This window comes from Streptomyces sp. NPDC025618, from assembly GCF_055558795.1.
Map to the genome: position 1 here is coordinate 158,296 of NZ_JBVHLW010000001.1, position 16,988 is coordinate 175,283.

Below are 16,988 nucleotides of genomic sequence, written 5' to 3' on the forward strand. Positions count from 1 at the left end.
TCCACCCCCTCGCCAAGACCCCAAAGAAAAATGTTTCCACCCTCCCCCCCCCCCCCCCCCCCCCCCCCGCCCCCCCCCCACCCCCCCCCCCCCCCCCCCTCGCTGCTTCAAGGCGCCGGTGGGCGCCCTCCGTTATCGGTCAGACGCCACTCAGTTGTGTCCGAAGCGCTTCTGCTTGCCCTTGCGCGCCATGTCGCCCGGGGTGACCTGCGTGGCCCGCTGCTCGCTCTGCGACTCGATCGAGGAGCTCTTGGCCTGCTGCTGCCCGCGCTCGGCCGCGCTCGACGACTGCGGCTGCTTCCGGTTCTTGTTCTTGGCCATCCTGAAGTGCCTCCACTTCCGTACGACCCCCTGCCGTCACCCTCGCACGCACTGGCGAACCGTGCATTTCGGGTAATTACCGTGCGTGATAGGTGCACTTATCGCGGTCAGCCCGTATCCGCCACGCCGAAGATCCAGTTCGGACTGATAACCCCCGCACGGTCGGGCAGACTCCAGGAAAGCCAAGGAAAATCAGGGCACGGCAGTGCCGGGGGGCGACCGCACGTCTGGACGGACAGAAAGAGGGTGGAACGTGGACCGCTGCGTCGTCCTGGTGGACGCCGGTTATCTGCTGGGCGCCGCCGCGAGCCTGCTGGCGGGGGAGCCCGCCCGGTCCCGCATCACCGTGGACCACGCGACCCTCATCCAGGGGCTCCGAGAACGCGCCGAGGCCGAGACGGAACAGCCCCTGCTGCGGATCTACTGGTTCGACGGCGCCCCCGACCGGGTTCCCCAGCCCGAGCACCGCAGGCTGCGCGTGATGCCCCGGGTCACCGTCCGGCTGGGCGCCCTGACCCGCAGCGACGGCCGGTGGGCGCAGAAGGGCGTGGACGCCGCGATGCACGCCGAGCTCACCGAGCTCGCCCGCAACCGCGCCTGTTCGGACATCGTCCTCGTCACCGGCGACGGCGACCTCCTGCCCGGCCTGATGTCGGCCAAGGAGCACGGCGTCGCCGTCCACCTGTGGGCCGTCCAGGCCGCCGACGGCGACTACAACCAGTCCGAGGACCTCGTCGCCGAGGCCGACGAGCGGCGCGTCCTGGACCGTACGTGGATCACCCGGGCCGTCCGCGCCAAGGAGCTCACCGGCGCCTGCGCCCCCTCCCCCGCGCCCCGGCCGGAGATCGCCGCGATCCTCTCCGCGCCCCTGCCCGAGACCGCGGCGGCCGCCGCGGCCGCGGCCGCGGCCCATCCCGCGGACCCCCGCCCCGACGAGCGCAACGGCACCCGGCCCGCCGCCTCGGCCGCGCCCTGCGGCACCGAGCGCGGCCAGGAGAACGGCGAGGCGCCCGCGGCCCGGGGCGTGCCCACCCCCAAGGACCTCGCGGGCCTCGCCCGCGGCCTCGCCGGCCAGTCCCAGGGCGCGCCCTCCGGCCAGCCCGCCGGCCCGGGCCAGCCGGGCGGCGGCACGTCCGGCCTGGCCCCCAGCGCCACCCTGCGCTGGTCCTCCGACAAGGGCTGGGTCGACCGCGGTCCGGGCACCGGGCTCGGCGAGCCGCCCGAGACGGCCTCCCTGCCGATGCTCGCCCAGCTGACCAGTGCCGAGCAGCGGTGGGCCGACCGCGAGGAGGACATCACCACCGTCGGCGGCGACCCCTTCGAGGTGGGCCAGGTCTTCGCCCGCCGCTGGGCCGAGCGCCTCACCGACGCCGTGCACCTCCAGCACCTGTCCACCGAGTACCCGCGGATCCCGCACCGCATCGACGGCGAGCTGCTGCGCTACGCGGCGCGGTTCGGGCTGCTGGCGCACAAGGACGACCAGATCGACGAGCACGACCGCTATGCGATCAGGGCCGGGTTCTGGCGCGAGATCGACGCGCGGACCGCCGCGGAGCACGCGCCCGCCGGGGACTGACCGGCCGCCGGGCGCCGTGCCACGCGGCCCCGAGCGCGAGGGGGCGCGGCCGAGCGCGTACCCTCATAGCTCGTGAGGACGGGTGCACCACAGGCGGCGACGGGCAGCGCGGTATGCACCGTGCGCGGCCTGGTCAAGACCTATCCTGCCGCGCGCGGCCGCCGCGGAGCGCCCGGAACCGCGGCCGTACGGGCCAGCGACGGCATCGACCTCGACGTCCGGCGCGGCGAGATCTTCGGGCTGCTCGGCCCCAACGGCGCGGGCAAGTCCACGCTCGTGCGCCAGCTCACCGGGCTGCTGCGCCCCGACGCGGGCAGCGTCGACCTCCTCGGCCACGACCTGGTGCGCCACCCCGAGCGCGCCTCCCGGCTGGTGGGCTATCTCGGCCAGGAGTCGACGGCCCTGGACGAGCTGACCGTCGCCCTGGCCTCCGAGACCACCGGCCGGCTGCGCGGTCTCGGCCTGCGCGCGGCCCGCGCCGAGCGCGACGCCGTCATCGAGGAGCTCGGCCTCGGCCCGATCGCCGGGCGGCCGCTGAAGAAGCTCTCCGGCGGGCAGCGCCGGCTGGCCTGCTTCGCCGCGGTGCTGGTCGGCGAGCGTCCCGTCCTCGTCCTCGACGAGCCCACCACCGGAATGGACCCCGTGGCGCGCCGCGCCGTGTGGGCCGCCGTCGACCGCCGCCGCGCGGAGCGCGGCACGACCGTCGTGCTCGTCACCCACAACGTCATCGAGGCCGAGACCGTCCTGGACCGGGTCGCGGTGCTGGAGCGGGGCCGGATCATCGCGTGCGACTCCCCCGCCGGGCTCAAGGAGCTGGTCGGCGACGAGGTGCGCGTCGAGCTGGTGTGGCGCTCCGAGCCGCCGCTGCACGTCCCCGAGGTCGCCGCGCTGCGCGACACGGCCCGGGCCACGGGCCGCCGCTGGTCGCTGCGGCTCGCCCCCGCCGAGGCGCGGGCGGCCGTCGCCGCCGTGACCGGCGGCCCCGCCTTCGCCGCGCTGGACGACTTCACCCTCGCCACCCCGAGCCTGGAGGACGTCTATCTGGCTCTCGGCGGCCGCACGGAAGGGCTGGTCAAGGGGTGAGCGCCCGCACACCGTCGGCGAGCCGCGCGGCCGGGCACCGGTCCGTACCGAAGAGGAGCATCGCGGCGTGACTGCTGTATCCGCGGAAGCGGCACCCGGACAGGTCCGGACGGAAGGACGGGCCCGCCCGCGCCCGGACGGCGAGGCGGCGGCCCCGCTCGCGCCGAGGGCGCGGCTGCTGCCGTCCCTGGCCGCGGTCTACCGCGCGCAGCTGTCCCGGGCCCGGGTGGCGCGGATACCGCTGCTGTTCGTGGCGACGTTCCAGTCCGTCGGGATCATGATCCTGATGCGCGGGGTCGTCGACGGCGGTGACGAGGCGCGGGCCGTCGTGGCCGGCTCCAGCGTGCTGGTCGTCGCGTTCGTCGCGCTGAACCTCCTCGCCCAGTACTTCGGTCAGCTGCGCGCGAGCGGCGGCCTCGACCACTACGCGACGCTGCCGGTGCCGCCCGCGGCGGTGGTGCTGGGGGCGGCGGGCGCGTACGCGTCGTTCACCGTGCCCGGGACCGCCGTGACGGCGGTGGTGGGCAGCGTGCTGTTCAAGCTGCCGCTGGGACACCTGTGGATCATCGCGGCGGTCGTCCCGCTGGCGGGGGCGGCGCTCGCCGGGCTCGGCGCGGCGCTGGGGCTGCTCGCGCCCCGGCAGGAACTGGCGACGCTGTGCGGCCAGTTGGGCATGTCCGCGGCGCTGCTGCTGGGCGTGCTGCCGGCCGCCCGGATGCCCGCGCCGATCGCCTGCGCGCGTGATCTGCTGCCCTCCACCTACGGCGTGGAGGCGCTGGCCCACAGCTTCGACGCGCGCCCGGACTGGCTGCTGATCGCCGCGGATCTGGGGGTGTGCGCGGCCGTGGGTGTGGTCTCCCTGGCGGCGGCGACGTGGGCATACCGCCGGGCGGCCGTGCGATGACGCGCCGCAGTGACGGTCCTGCCGCCGATGGCACGCCTTCCACCTGGCACGATGGCAAGGTGACCGCACCGCTGACGCCGCACGACCCGCCGCCGCACGAGCCGCCGCACGGCCCCTTCGACCCGGAGCGGGCCGCCGACGAGCGGGATCCGGGGCTGCGCGCCGAGCTGTGGGAGGCCGCGGTCGTCGCCGCGGTGGTGGCGGTGGCCGGGGTGCTGCTGGGGCTGCTGTGGGTGTGGCTCGCGCCGCGCGTCCCGCTGATCTCGGACGGCCGGGCCGTCTATCTGAAGAACTCCGAGGGCGAGCAGGCGATCGGCGCGGACGGCACGTTCGCGCTGCTGGCGCTGGGCTTCGGCGTGCTGAGCTCGGCGGCGGTGTTCTGGTTCCGCCGCCGCGGGGGCATTCCGCTGGTCGCCGGGCTGGCGGCCGGTTCGCTCCTCGCCTCGCTGATCGGCTGGCGGCTGGGCATCTGGCTCGGCCCGTCCTCCGACGTCGTCGCGACCGCGAAGTCCGTGGGCAAGGGCGTGGTCTTCGACGCCCCGCTGAAGCTGGGCGCCAAGGGTGTCCTGCTGGCATGGCCGCTGGCGGCGATGGTCGTGCACCTGTGTCTGACGGCGGCGTTCGGGCCGCGCGACCCGGAGCCGGAGCCGCACTGGCCGGGCGTGGGCCCGGCCGACGCCGGCTGACCGGGCGCCGTACGCCTACGAACGCCTGACGGGCGGCCCGGCCACCGGCCGGGCCGCCCGTCCCGCGTGACCCCTCTCCCGTGCGGTCAGGCGGGCCGTCGTCCGTGGTTGGCCTTGTTCTTCTTCAGGCGCCAGCGGCGCTTGCGGGTGCGCTTCGACATGGTCCCTCCCGGCGCGGGGCGCGCGAACGGCGGCCCGCATCTCGGTCGTAGCGGACCGGCGGGCAACAGTCCAGAGCTCGGACGAACTGTCAGGATTCGTACGGCCCGCGCCTTACCCGGAGGTAAGGTGATCGCCCGTGATCGATAACGACCGCATATCGCGCCGCACCGCCGTCACGGCCGTCGCCGCCTCCGCCGCACTGCTCCCCTTCGCCACGGGCCCCTCGGCCCACGCGGCGGACAGCGGACCGGCCTTCCTGCACGGTGTCGCCTCGGGCGACCCGCTCCCCGACGGCATCCTGCTGTGGACGCGCGTCACCCCCACCCCGGACGCCGTCCCCGGCTCCGGGCTCGGGCCCGCCGTCGAGGTCGGCTGGGAGGTCGCCGAGGACGAGTCGTTCGCCAGGGTCGTCGCCCGCGGCACCGCGACCGCCACGGCCGCGAGCGACCACACCGTCAAGGCCGATGTGCGCGGCCTGCGCCCGGCCACCGCCTACTGGTTCCGCTTCGCCGTGGACGGGATACGCTCCCCCGCCGCCCGTACGCGCACGGCGCCCGCGCACGACGCGGCCACCCCGGGCCTCCGCTTCGGCGTGGTGTCCTGCGCCAACTGGGAGTCGGGCTGGTTCTCGGCGTACCGCCACCTCGCCGCCCGCCGCGACCTGGACGCGGTGCTGCACCTCGGCGACTACATCTACGAGTACAAGTCCGGCGAATACCCGGCCGCGAAGTACGTCGTGCGTCCGCACCGGCCCACCCACGAGATCGTCACGCTCGCCGACTACCGCACCCGGCACGGGCATTACAAGACCGACACCGACCTCCAGGCGCTCCACCACACCCACCCGATCGTCGCGATCTGGGACGACCACGAGTTCGCCGACGACGCCTGGTCGGGCGGCGCCGTGAACCACACTCCTGGCACGGAAGGCGACTGGGCGCGGAGGGTCGCAGCGGCGAAGCAGGCGTACTTCGAGTGGATGCCCGTCAGACCCTCCGTCGAGGGCACCACCTACCGGCGGCTGCGCTTCGGCAAGCTCGCCGACCTGCATCTGCTGGACCTGCGGTCCTTCCGCTCGCAGCAGGTCAAGGCGGGCAGCGGCGCGGTGGACGACGCGCACCGCACGCTCACCGGCCGCGCCCAGCTCGACTGGCTCAAGGCGGGCCTGGCGTCCTCCGACACCACGTGGCGCCTCGTCGGCAACCCCGTGATGATGGCCCCCGTCGCCTTCGGCGCGCTGCCCGCGCACCTCCTGGAGCCGATCGCCAAGCTGCTGGGCCTGCCGGCGGGCGGCATCGCCGTCAACCCCGACCAGTGGGACGGCTATACGCACGACCGGCGCGAGCTGCTGGACCACCTCTCGGACCACGCCGTCCGCAACACCGTCTTCCTGACCGGCGACATCCATATGGCGTGGGCCAGCGACGTGCCGAAGCAGGCCGCCACCTATCCCCTCTCGGCCTCCCTCGCCACCGAGTTCGTGGTGACCTCAGTGACCGCCGACAACTTCGACGAGACCCTGCACGTCCTGCCGCACACCGTCTCACTCCCCGCCGCCGGCGCGATCAAGGCCGCCAACCGGCATGTGAAGTGGGTGGACATGGACTCCCACGGCTACGGCGTCCTCGACGTCACCGCCGAGCGGGCGCAGATGGACTACTACGTCCTGTCCGACAAGCGGAAGCGCGACGCGAAGACGTCCTGGACCCGCTCGTACCGGACCCTGTCGGGAACGCAGCGGGTGGAACGGGTGAGCAAGCCGGTGGTCTGACCGGGGGTGGGGCGCTCTCTTCCCTCGCCTGCGGGCGGCTCGTTGTGGGGTGCGGGCCAGTTCGCGCCTGCGGCGGGGGCGCCCTGCGGGCGCGGCCTCAAACGCCGGCCGGGCTGGATGTCCGGACGGTGAGCTCGTCATCTGCGGGCCGCAGACTACGAACTCACGGTCCGCGCAATTCAGCCCGTCCGGCGCTTGAGGACAACGCGGCGAAGCCGTGTTGCGGGGGCCTGGGGGCCTGCCCCCGGTTTCGGGAAGGGGCGGGTAGGGGAAAAAGCCGCCCGCCTACCCGGCAAGCTCCTCCAGGAAAGCCAGCGACACTCGCCAAGCCGCCTCCGCCGCCTCCCCGTCATAATCCGGAAGCTCCGGATCCGTGAACAGATGCCCCGCCCCGGCGTACCGGTGGACCTCCACCTCCGCCCCGGCCCGCCGCATCCGCAGATACCACGCGTTGAGCCAGTCATGCGGCTCGAACGGATCCGGATCGGCGACATGCAACTGCACCGGCAGCTCGTCCACGGACGCGTCCTCGGCCAGGTCGGACGTGCCGTGCAGGAGCAGCAGCCCCCGCGCCTTCTCGTCGCCGAGGGCCAGGTTCTGCGCGATGGACCCGCCGAGCGAGAAGCCCGCGTAGACCAGCCCGCGGTCCGACAGGGGCGCCACCGCCACGATGGCGCGCTTCAGCAGCTCCTCGTTGCCGATCTCGTCCTTGATGGCCATGCCCTCCTCGACGGTGTCCGCCGTCCGGCCGTCGTAGAGGTCCGGTACGTGCACCTCGTGCCCGGCGGCACGCAGTCGCTCCGCGGCGGCGTGCACTGCGGGCCGGAGGCCGTAGGCCGAATGAAAAAGGACAATCGTGGTAGAGGACGCCACTGGAGTCACTTCCTTACAGGTGGATCGCGTGCCCCCATCGTGCCAGTTACGGTCGGGGGGAAGCGCCCCACCGGTGAGCCACGGCCGGCCGGAAGGAGCTGGAGTGTCCATGGAGGGCGTACTGCGTCCGCTGTCCGTCATCGGCGGTGCACTGATCGTCACCGTGATCGTGGGGTGGATCGCGGACCAGGTGCTGCGCCGGATCGACGCCCGCAGACCGGACACTCCGCTGTGGGGTCTGCTGCGCCGCGCCCGCCTGCCGTTCCGGCTGGTGCTGTGCACGGCGCTGCTGCGCGCGAGCTACCCCTACGCCGAACTCGGCCGGTGGCACCAGGCGGCGATAGGCCAGGTGCTGAGCCTGGTGCTGATCGGGGCGTGCGCCTGGCTGGTCGTCCGGCTGGCGGTGGCCGTGGTCGAGGCGATGTACGCGCGCTACGCCGCCGGGGCGCCCGATCCGGCGCGCGTGCGCCGGGTGCGTACGCAGGTGACGCTGATCGAGCGGATCGTCACCGCGGCCGTCTGCGTGGTGGCGGTGGCGGCGATGCTGCTGACGTTCCCGGACATGAAGACGGTGGGGACGTCGATGCTGGCCTCGGCCGGTCTCATCGGCATCGTCGCCGGTGTGGCCGCCCAGTCGACGCTGGGCAATCTCTTCGCGGGGCTCCAGATCGCCTTCGGCGACGTCGTGCGCATCGGTGACACGGTCGTGGTCGCCGGCGAGTGGGGCAAGGTCGAGGAGATCACGCTGACCTATCTGGTGGTGGCCACGTGGGACGAGCGCCGCCTCACCATGCCGGTCTCCTATTTCACCGGCAGGCCGTTCGAGAACTGGTCGCGCAACAACCCCCGGATGACCGGCACGGTCTTCTTCCACCTCGACCACTCGGCCCCCGTGGACCTCATGCGCGACTATCTGCACCAGGTGCTCAAGGCGTCCCTGGAGTGGGACCAGCGGGCCTGGAGCCTGGTGGTCACCGACACCACGCCGACCACGATCCAGGTGCGGGCGCTGGTGACCGCGAAGGACTCGGACGACATATGGGCCCTGCGCTGCATCGTGCGGGAGCAGCTGATCGCGTGGCTGCGGCGGGAGCACCCGTACGCCCTGCCCCGGGTGAACACCGCGCCCGCGCCCGGCACGACGGAGGCCGCGGAAGGCCCCGGGATGTCCTGAGGGTCAGCCCCGCAGGCTCCGAACGTCCAGGTGGCGCAGCACCCGGTCGACGATCTCGGGGTCGGCGCCGGGCTCGCTGCGCGCGGCGAGCACCTCGTGGCGGGCCGCGGAGAGCAGCTCGCCCTGGATGCGCTGGACGGTGCGGATCCGCTCGACGCGCTGGGCGTGGGCCTCGCGCCGTTCCTCGTCCAGGATGTCGGGGCTGATGCGGGCGCCGACGTCGAAGGCGCGCTTGCTGAGGTGTTCGACGAGGTCCTCGGGGAGGTCCTCGCTCTTCTCGATCTCCTTGAGCCGGCGCTTGGCGGCCTTTGCGGCGCGGACCGCGAGCTGCCGGGAGAACTCCCGCTCGGCGTCGGCGTCCGGCCGCACGCCCAGCACCCGGACCAGCAGGGGCAGGGTCAGGCCCTGGACGAGGAGGGTGGCCATGATCACGGCGAAGGCGATGAAGAGGATCTCGTCGCGGGCGGGGAAGGGCGAGCCGTCGTCCATGCGGAGCGGGATCGCGAGGGCGAGCGCGACGGAGGCGACGCCGCGCATCCCCGACCACCACATGATCACGGTCTCGCGCCAGCTCAGGGGGATGTCCTCGTCGATGTCGCGGCGGCTGTGCAGCTTCTTCGCCAGCCAGGCGGCGGGCAGCAGCCACAGCAGCCGTACGCCCACGACGACGCCGATGACGGCGGCGCTGATCTCCAGCATCTCGCCCCACCGGCCGGCGCCCGTGCCGAAGACATTGTGGAGTTCGAGGCCGATGAGCCCGAACGCGACGCCGGTGACGAGGGTGTCGACGATCTCCCAGAAGGTGTGCCCGGCGAGCCGCCCGAGGACGTCGTCGGCGTCCATGGCGTACTCGGCGAGGAAGAGCGCGGCGGTGAGCACCGCGAGCACCCCGGAGCCCTTGAACTCCTCGGCCAGGACGTAGGCGACGAAGGGCACGAGCAGCGTCAGGCCGATCTGGAGCGTGGCGTCGGCGAGGATGTCCATCAGCCGTTTGGCGGCCCAGCCGAGCGCCAGCCCGACGGCCACGGCCACTACGGCGGACAGCACCAGTTCCCCGAAGGCCTTCGGCAGGGAGAAGCCGCCGGTCACGGCCGCGGCGATGGCCACGTGGTAGAGCACGATGGCGGTGACGTCGTTGAAGAGCCCCTCGCCCTCCAGGATGGACACCAGGCGGCGCGGCAGCCCCAGCGAGCCCGCGACGGCGGTGGCGGCGACCGGGTCGGGCGGCGCGATGAGCGCGCCGAGCGCGACGGCCGCGGCCACGGAGATGCCGGGCACGACGGCGTTGGCCACGACGGCGACGGCCGCGGTGGTCACGAAGACGAGCGCGACCGCGAGCAGCAGGATCGGCCGCACATTGGCCGCGAACTGCCGCCAGGAGGTGCGCTGCACGGAGGCGTAGAGCAGGGGCGGCAGCACCAGCGGGAGAATGAATTCCGGTGGTACGTCCACATTGGGAACGAAGGGCAGCAGCGCGAGGACGATGCCGCCCAGGGTCATCAGCACCGGCGACGGCAGCCCCAGCCGGTCCGCGCACGGCACCATGACGACGGCGCCGATGAGCAGGACGAAGAGCAGCGCGAGCTGGTCCAAGGGGGCCCTCCGGGCAGATCGACCGAACTTCGATCAAGCGTGCCACTTGAGGTCGGTTTCAGCTCGTCCGGGGTCCGGAGGCCGACGGGGCGGGAGAACCCCGCGGCGTCAGAGCGCCTTGGTCATGGCCCGGTGCGCGATGCCGCTGCCCTCGTCGAACTCCGGCCCGTGCGCCGCGTACCCCAGCCGCTCGTAGAAGCCGAGCGCGTGCGTCTGCGCCTCCAGATAGACCCGGGTCAGCCCCAGCCGCCGGGCCTCCTCCTCCACGGCCCGGACGAGGGTCACCCCGAGCCCGGTGCCGCGCGCGGCACGGCTGACCGCGAGCCGGCCGAGGACGGCGGTGGCGTCGTCGGTCACGCCCGCGTGGCCGTACTTCTTCCGGGCGGGCGGGCCGTGCAGAAAGCGGACCGTGCCCACGGGCCCGGCCGGGCCGGACGCCAGGAAGTGGACGGCGAGCGCGTCGTACGCGTCCATCTCCTCGGCCTCCGGGACGCCCTGCTCCGCCACGAAGACCTCACGGCGCACCGCGTGGCAGCCGGTCAGGTCGTCGGGGGCGACGACGCGGACCGTGACGGGCGCCGCCCCGCTCATGAGCTCTCGGCCCGGATGATCTCCAGGGCGTGCCGCAGGTCCGCCGGGTACTCGCTCTCGAACTCCACCCAGCGCCCGTCCCCGGGGTGCTCGAAGCCCAGCCGGACGGCGTGCAGCCACTGGCGGGTCAGCTTCAGCCGCTTGGCGAGGGTCGGGTCGGCGCCGTAGGTGAGGTCGCCGACGCAGGGGTGGCGGTGCGCGGCCATGTGCACGCGGATCTGGTGCGTGCGGCCGGTCTCCAGCTTGACGTCGAGCAGGCTGGCGGCGCGGAACGCCTCGATGAGGTCGTAGTGCGTCACCGACGGCTTGCCGTCGGCGGTGACCGCCCACTTGTAGTCGTGGTTGGGGTGGCGGCCGATGGGGGCGTCGATGGTGCCGCTCATCGGGTCCGGGTGGCCCTGGACCAGCGTGTGGTAGCGCTTGTCGACGGTGCGCTCGCGGAACTGCTGCTTGAGCAGGGTGTAGGCGCGCTCGGACTTGGCGACGACCATCAGGCCGGAGGTGCCGACGTCCAGACGGTGCACGATGCCCTGGCGCTCGGCGGCGCCCGAGGTGGAGATGCGGTAGCCCGCGGCGGCGAGGCCGCCGATGACGGTGGTGCCGGTCCAGCCGGGGCTGGGGTGCGCGGCCACGCCGACGGGCTTGACGATCACGACGATGTCGTCGTCGTCATGGATGATCTCCATGCCCTCGACGGGCTCGGCGACGATCTGCACGGGCGCGGGGGCGGCCGGCATCTCGACCTCCAGCCAGGCCCCGCCGGTCACCCGGTCGGACTTCCCGGCCACGGCCCCGTCGAGCTGGACCTTCCCCGCGGCCGCCAGCTCGGCCGCCTTGGTGCGGGAGAAGCCGAACATACGGGCGATGGCGGCGTCGACTCGCTCACCTTCGAGGCCATCGGGTACGGGCAGGGCGCGGATCTCGGGAATGGTGCTCACCCGTCGAGTATGACGGACGGCCCGGACGGCCCCGCACGGCAGCGTCCGGTACGGGCCCTTCTCAGTCCTTGTGGACCGTGCCGTCCGGGTCCAGGCCGCGGAAGGAGAGGATCACGATCAGGAAGCCGCCGCAGACGATCGCGGAGTCCGCGAGGTTGAAGACCGCGAAGTGCGGGGTGGAGATGAAGTCCACGACGCCGCCCTGGAAGCCGCCGGGCGAGCGGAAGAGCCGGTCGGTGAGGTTGCCGAGCGCGCCGCCCAGGAGCAGGCCGAGCGCGATGGCCCAGGGCAGGCTGTAGAGCTTGCGGGCGATCCGCGCGATGACGACGATCACGGCGGTCGCGATGACGGTGAAGACGATCGTCATGGCCTCGCCGAAGCCGAAGGCGGCGCCGCGGTTGCGGATCACCTCGAACTGGAGCCAGGTGCCGATGACCTCGACGGCGTCGTGGTGCTCCAGCTTGGCGACCACGAGCAGCTTGCTGCCCAGATCGAGGAGGTAGGCGAAGGCGGCCACCACGAGGAGGACGGCGATCCGCCGTCCGCCCCGGACCCCGTCCGGCGCCTCGGCCGCCGTCCCGCTGCCGGGTGTGCCGGTGGTCTGTTCCGCCTCTGTCACGTGAGTCCTTCGACGTCGTCCCGCGCTCGATGGGTGCCAGGGCCACCCTGACTGAGGACGAGGGTACGGCACGCGCGCGGGCGCGGGTCAGCGGCGTTCCTGGCGCTGCTTGCACTCCACGCACAGGGTGGCCCGGGGGAACGCCTGCATGCGGGCCTTGCCGATGGGCTTCCCGCAGTTCTCGCAGAGCCCGTACGTACCGGCGTCGAGCCGCTCCAGGGCGCGCTCGGTCTGGAGCAGCATCTCCCGGGCGTTGGCGGCCAGGGCCAGCTCGTGCTCCCGGGTGATGTTCTTGGTGCCGGTGTCCGCCTGGTCGTCGCCGGCGCCGTCGCCCGAGTCGCGCATCAGCCCGCTGATCGCCTCCTCCGAGGCGGCGATCTCGGCGCGCAGCCGCAGCACCTCGCTCTGCAGCTCCGAGCGCGCCTCGCTCACCTCCGCGGGCGACCAGGGCTCCTCCCCGGGCCGGACGGCGAGTTCACCGGGGGCGGCCACCGGTGCCGCGGGCCCGCCGGCCGATGCCGCTTTCGCGGCCGTCTTCCTGACGGGCGCGGCGGACACGGCGGCCTTCGTGGCCTTGGCCGGCACCTTGCTGGCGTTCTTTTCCGGGGCCTTGGCGCGAGCCTCGTCAGGAGTCTTGCCGCGGGCCTCGTCAGGGGCCTTGGCGGGGGCCTTCTTCTTGCTCGCCGTCCTGGCGGGTGCGGCGGCCTTCTCCGCCGGCGCCTTCTTCTCAGCCGCCGCCTTCTTCGCCGAGGCAGTCTTCTTGGCAGGCGCGGCCGTCTTCTTGGCGGGCGCGGTCTTCTCCGCCGGCGCGGCCTCGGCCACCTTCACCGGGGCGGCCTTTTTCGCCGGAGCGGTCTTCTTCGCCACCATGGCCGCGACCCCTTCACATTTTATGATCTAGCGCGCGAATCGTGCCGGAACGATAAATCCCCATCGGGCACGCGGCAACGGGGCACGCCGGTCTCCACCGTTGTGCCCCGCCCCCGGCCCTGTAATCGGCGCCCGCACGGCCCCCGCCGATATCCGGTGGTTATCCGGTGGGCCGTGACCGTCACGGGCCCGTACACTGGGCGCAGCGAGAGGCGTGGATGGGACGAGTAGCGCCGCACGCAGCCAGGAGCGACTCGGGGACGGTGGGAGCCCGAGGGCGTGCGCGGTGTCGAAGATCAGCCCTGAGCCGCCGGAAGAACGCCCCGGGTGTCACCCGGCAGGTCAGTAGAACCGGCATCGCGGCCCAATGAGGGGGCCACAGGCAGCCCGCCTGCGGCCAAGGAGGGTGGTACCGCGGGAGCACCGTGCAACGGCTCTCGTCCCTCCGACGGACAGCGCAATGACGTCCCGCCGGAGGAAGCACCCGATGAGTCCGCAGCCGCAGTACCGCCAGGTACCCGCTCAGGTGGACCTGCCCGCGCTCGAGCACGCCGTGCTCGATTTCTGGCGCGAGAGCAAGGTTTTCGCCCGTAGCCTCGAAGAGTCCGAGGGCCGCCCCGAGTGGGTGTTCTACGAGGGCCCCCCGACCGCCAACGGCATGCCCGGCGCCCACCACATCGAGGCCCGCGTCTTCAAGGACGTCTTCCCCCGCTTCCGCACGATGCAGGGCTACCACGTCGGCCGCAAGGCCGGATGGGACTGCCACGGCCTGCCGGTCGAGCTCGCGGTCGAGAAGGAGCTGGGCTTCAACGGCAAGCAGGACATCGAGAAGTACGGCATCGCGGAGTTCAACGCCAAGTGCCGCGAGTCGGTGACCCGGCACACGGACGCCTTCGCCGAGCTCACCACCCGCATGGGCTATTGGGTCGACCTCGACGACGCGTACCGCACGATGGACCCGGAGTACGTCCAGTCCGTGTGGTGGTCGCTGAAGGAGATCTTCAACAAGGGCCTGCTGGTCCAGGACCACCGCGTCGCCCCCTGGTGCCCCCGCTGCGGCACCGGCCTGTCGGACCACGAGCTGGCGCAGGGCTATGAGACGGTCGTCGACCCGTCCGTCTACGTCCGCCTCCCGCTGACCTCCGGCCCGCTCGCGGGCGAGGCCGCACTCCTCGTCTGGACGACCACCCCCTGGACCCTGGTCTCCAACACCGCGGTCGCCGCGCACCCCGACGTCCGCTACGTCGTCGCCACGGACGGCACGGAGAAGCTGGTCGTCGCCGAGCCGCTGCTGGAGAAGGCCCTGGGCGAGGGCTGGACCGCCACCGGCGAGTCGTTCACCGGCCGCGAGATGGAGCGCTGGGCCTACCGCCGCCCGTTCGACCTGGTCGAGCTGGAGGGCGCCAACTTCGTCGTCAACGCCGAGTACGTGACGACCGAGGACGGCACCGGTCTGGTCCACCAGGCGCCCGCCTTCGGTGAGGACGACCTCCGCACCTGCCGCGGCTACGGCCTGCCGGTCGTCAACCCGGTCCGCCCGGACGGCACCTTCGAGGAGGGCCTCCCCCTCGTCGGCGGCCAGTTCTTCAAGAAGGCCGACGAGGCGCTGGTCGAGGACCTGTCCGCGCGTGGCCTGCTCTTCAAGCACGTGGCGTACGAGCACAGCTACCCGCACTGCTGGCGCTGCCACACCGCGCTCCTCTACTACGCGCAGCCGTCCTGGTACATCCGCACCACGGCCGTCAAGGACCGCCTGCTCGCGGAGAACGAGCGGACCAACTGGTTCCCGGAGTCCGTCAAGCACGGCCGCTTCGGCGACTGGCTGAACAACAACATCGACTGGGCGCTCTCCCGGAACCGCTACTGGGGCACCCCGCTGCCCATCTGGCGCTGCGAGGACGACCACCTCACCTGCGTCGGCTCCCTGGCCGAGCTCAGCGAGCTCACCGGCAGCGACCAGAGCGGCCTGGACCCGCACCGCCCGTACATCGACGACGTCACCTTCACCTGCACCGCCGACGGCTGCGCGCACACCGCCGTCCGCGTGCCGGAGGTCATCGACGCCTGGTACGACTCGGGTTCCATGCCCTTCGCGCAGTGGGGCTACCCGTACAAGAACAAGGAGCTCTTCGAGAAGCGCTACCCCGCGCAGTTCATCTCGGAGGCCATCGACCAGACCCGCGGCTGGTTCTACACCCTGATGGCCGTGGGCACCCTCGTCTTCGACAAGTCGGCGTACGAGAACGTGGTCTGCCTCGGGCACATCCTGGCCGAGGACGGCCGGAAGATGTCCAAGCACCTGGGCAACATCCTCCAGCCGATCCCGCTGATGGACCAGCACGGCGCCGACGCCGTCCGCTGGTTCATGGCCGCCGGCGGCTCCCCGTGGGCCGCGCGCCGCGTCGGGCACGGCACGATCCAGGAGGTCGTCCGCAAGACGCTCCTCACCTACTGGAACACGGTCGCCTTCCAGGCGCTCTACGCCCGTACGTCCGGCTGGGCGCCCTCCGCGTCCGACCCGGCCCCGGCCGGCCGCCCGCTGATCGACCGCTGGCTGCTCGGCGAGCTCAACTCACTGACCGACCAGGTCACCCAGGCGCTGGAGGCGTACGACACCCAGCGCGCGGGCAAGCTGCTGTCCTCCTTCGTGGACGACCTGTCGAACTGGTACGTGCGGCGCTGCCGCCGCCGGTTCTGGCAGGGTGACGCGGCCGCGCTGCGCACGCTGCACGAGGTCGTCGAGACGGTCACCCGCCTGATGGCACCCCTGGTGCCGTTCATCACCGAGCGCGTCTGGCAGGACCTCGTGGTCCCGGTGGACCCGGAGGCGCCCGAGTCGGTGCACCTGGCGACCTGGCCCAAGGCCGACACCGCCCTGATCGACCCCGAGCTCTCCCGGCAGATGCTGCTCGTGCGCCGGCTGGTCGAGCTGGGCCGCGCCACCCGCGCGGAGTCCGGCGTCAAGACCCGGCAGCCGCTGTCCCGCGCGCTGGTCGCGGCCGCCGGCTTCGAGGAGCTGGGCCCGGAGCTGCGCGCCCAGATCACCGAGGAGCTGAACGTCTCCTCGCTCGCCTCCCTCTCGGAGGTCGGGGGCTCGCTGGTCGACACCACCGCGAAGGCCAACTTCCGGGCGCTCGGCCGCCGGTTCGGCAAGGGCGTCCAGGCCGTGGCCAAGGCCGTCGCCGAGGCGGACGCCGCGGAGCTGTCGCTGGCGCTGCGCGCGGGCACGGCCTCCGTGGTCGTGGACGGCGAGAGCGTCGCGCTCTCCCCGGACGAGGTCATCATCACCGAAACGCCCCGCGAGGGCTGGTCGGTGGCCTCCGACTCGGGCGCGACGGTGGCGCTCGACCTGGAGATCACCCAGGAGCTGCGCCGCGCGGGCCTGGCCCGTGACGCGATCCGGCTGATCCAGGAGGCCCGTAAGAACAGCGGCCTCGACGTCGCCGACCGGATCGCGCTGCGCTGGCGTGCCACGGACGACGAGACCACCACGGCACTGACCGAGCACGCCGGCCTCATCGCGGACGAGGTGCTCGCCACGGACTTCGCGTCGGATGAGGCCGACGACTCCTACGGCGAGCCGTTCGAGGACGAGGGCCTCGGCCTGACGTTCCGCCTCCGCAAGGCGTAACGACACCACGAGCGCCGGTCGCCCGGGATTTTCCCGGGCGACCGGCGCTTTTGTGTGTACATCAGAAGAAGTGGGGAAAAGGTGGAGACGGGGAAAAGTCGCGAAAACGGGCCGGGGGGGGGGGGGGGGGGGTGGGGGGGGGGGGGGGGGGGGGGGGGGGGGGGGGGGGGGGGGGGGGGGGGTTTTTTTTTGTGGA

At 72.8% G+C, this 16,988-nt stretch carries 15 protein-coding genes; 7 read left to right on the forward strand and 8 right to left on the reverse strand.

All coding sequences use genetic code 11. The features are described from left to right. Positions 1–150 precede the first annotated feature (150 nt). Positions 151–321, reverse strand: a complete 171-nt coding sequence (locus ACZ4A5_RS00700; protein ID WP_366001959.1) for a hypothetical protein — start codon at positions 319–321, stop codon at positions 151–153. Between the two features lie 253 nt (positions 322–574). Between ACZ4A5_RS00700 and ACZ4A5_RS00705 the strand changes: the two genes are divergently transcribed. From ACZ4A5_RS00705 to ACZ4A5_RS00720, 4 genes are all read left to right on the forward strand, one after another. Beyond that, positions 575–1,897: an NYN domain-containing protein gene (locus tag ACZ4A5_RS00705; protein ID WP_467576595.1), complete on the forward strand. Its 1,323-nt coding sequence runs from the start codon at positions 575–577 to the stop codon at positions 1,895–1,897. Positions 1,898–1,969: 72 nt separating this feature from the next. Further along, on the forward strand, positions 1,970–2,980 hold the full coding sequence (locus ACZ4A5_RS00710) for an ABC transporter ATP-binding protein (RefSeq protein ID WP_467576597.1): 1,011 nt from the start codon (positions 1,970–1,972) through the stop codon (positions 2,978–2,980). Between the two features lie 67 nt (positions 2,981–3,047). Then, positions 3,048–3,884, forward strand: coding sequence for an ABC transporter permease (locus tag ACZ4A5_RS00715; RefSeq protein WP_467576600.1), 837 nt, complete (start codon positions 3,048–3,050; stop codon positions 3,882–3,884). Positions 3,885–3,943: 59 nt separating this feature from the next. Further along, positions 3,944–4,570 carry an ABC transporter permease gene (locus ACZ4A5_RS00720; RefSeq protein WP_467576602.1) on the forward strand — a complete coding sequence of 209 codons (627 nt, stop codon included), beginning with the start codon at positions 3,944–3,946 and terminating at the stop codon, positions 4,568–4,570. Between the two features lie 86 nt (positions 4,571–4,656). Here ACZ4A5_RS00720 and ACZ4A5_RS00725 read toward each other — a convergent pair whose 3' ends face one another. Continuing rightward, the gene (locus ACZ4A5_RS00725; RefSeq protein ID WP_374223834.1) at positions 4,657–4,731 is read right to left on the reverse strand and encodes a 50S ribosomal protein bL37; all 75 of its coding nucleotides are present in this window, start codon (positions 4,729–4,731) and stop codon (positions 4,657–4,659) included. Positions 4,732–4,868: 137 nt separating this feature from the next. Between ACZ4A5_RS00725 and ACZ4A5_RS00730 the strand changes: the two genes are divergently transcribed. Further along, complete coding sequence (locus ACZ4A5_RS00730; RefSeq protein ID WP_467576605.1) at positions 4,869–6,503, forward strand: alkaline phosphatase D family protein; 1,635 nt, start codon at positions 4,869–4,871, stop codon at positions 6,501–6,503. A gap of 285 nt (positions 6,504–6,788) precedes the next feature. Here ACZ4A5_RS00730 and ACZ4A5_RS00735 read toward each other — a convergent pair whose 3' ends face one another. Next, on the reverse strand, positions 6,789–7,376 hold the full coding sequence (locus ACZ4A5_RS00735) for a dienelactone hydrolase family protein (RefSeq protein ID WP_467576607.1): 588 nt from the start codon (positions 7,374–7,376) through the stop codon (positions 6,789–6,791). Between the two features lie 109 nt (positions 7,377–7,485). Between ACZ4A5_RS00735 and ACZ4A5_RS00740 the strand changes: the two genes are divergently transcribed. Then, entirely contained in the window at positions 7,486–8,550 is a 1,065-nt protein-coding gene (locus tag ACZ4A5_RS00740) for a mechanosensitive ion channel family protein (protein ID WP_467576610.1), read from the forward strand. Between the two features lie 3 nt (positions 8,551–8,553). Here the strand turns inward: ACZ4A5_RS00740 and ACZ4A5_RS00745 are convergent, their stop codons facing one another. The 5 genes from ACZ4A5_RS00745 to ACZ4A5_RS00765 all read right to left on the reverse strand — a co-directional run bounded on the left by ACZ4A5_RS00745 (position 8,554) and on the right by ACZ4A5_RS00765 (position 13,161). Beyond that, entirely contained in the window at positions 8,554–10,143 is a 1,590-nt protein-coding gene (locus ACZ4A5_RS00745; protein ID WP_467576613.1) for a Na+/H+ antiporter, read from the reverse strand. Between the two features lie 108 nt (positions 10,144–10,251). Beyond that, positions 10,252–10,734, reverse strand: coding sequence for a GNAT family N-acetyltransferase (locus ACZ4A5_RS00750; RefSeq protein ID WP_467576617.1), 483 nt, complete (start codon positions 10,732–10,734; stop codon positions 10,252–10,254). Further along, positions 10,731–11,672 carry an RluA family pseudouridine synthase gene (locus ACZ4A5_RS00755; RefSeq protein WP_467576619.1) on the reverse strand — a complete coding sequence of 314 codons (942 nt, stop codon included), beginning with the start codon at positions 11,670–11,672 and terminating at the stop codon, positions 10,731–10,733. Before ACZ4A5_RS00755 ends, ACZ4A5_RS00750 begins: the two co-directional genes overlap by 4 nt. Positions 11,673–11,733: 61 nt before the next feature. Next, positions 11,734–12,291 (reverse strand): signal peptidase II, encoded by a 558-nt coding sequence (gene lspA, locus ACZ4A5_RS00760; protein ID WP_467576622.1) that lies wholly within the window; start codon positions 12,289–12,291, stop codon positions 11,734–11,736. A gap of 87 nt (positions 12,292–12,378) precedes the next feature. Then, positions 12,379–13,161 (reverse strand): TraR/DksA family transcriptional regulator, encoded by a 783-nt coding sequence (locus ACZ4A5_RS00765; protein WP_467576624.1) that lies wholly within the window; start codon positions 13,159–13,161, stop codon positions 12,379–12,381. Positions 13,162–13,648: 487 nt separating this feature from the next. Between ACZ4A5_RS00765 and ileS the strand changes: the two genes are divergently transcribed. Next, positions 13,649–16,792 carry an isoleucine--tRNA ligase gene (gene ileS, locus ACZ4A5_RS00770; RefSeq protein WP_467576627.1) on the forward strand — a complete coding sequence of 1,048 codons (3,144 nt, stop codon included), beginning with the start codon at positions 13,649–13,651 and terminating at the stop codon, positions 16,790–16,792. The last annotated feature ends 196 nt before the right edge of the window (positions 16,793–16,988 follow it).

Excerpts from the sequence above, each read along its gene's own strand:
- ACZ4A5_RS00700 (WP_366001959.1), bottom strand. The coding sequence starts at position 321 with ATGGCCAAGAACAAGAACCGGAAGCAGCCGCAGTCGTCGAGCGCGGCC.
- ACZ4A5_RS00740 (WP_467576610.1), top strand. The coding sequence starts at position 7,486 with ATGGAGGGCGTACTGCGTCCGCTGTCCGTCATCGGCGGTGCACTGATC.
- ACZ4A5_RS00750 (WP_467576617.1), bottom strand. The coding sequence starts at position 10,734 with ATGAGCGGGGCGGCGCCCGTCACGGTCCGCGTCGTCGCCCCCGACGAC.
- ACZ4A5_RS00765 (WP_467576624.1), bottom strand. The coding sequence starts at position 13,161 with ATGGTGGCGAAGAAGACCGCTCCGGCGAAAAAGGCCGCCCCGGTGAAG.
- ileS (WP_467576627.1), top strand. The coding sequence starts at position 13,649 with ATGAGTCCGCAGCCGCAGTACCGCCAGGTACCCGCTCAGGTGGACCTG.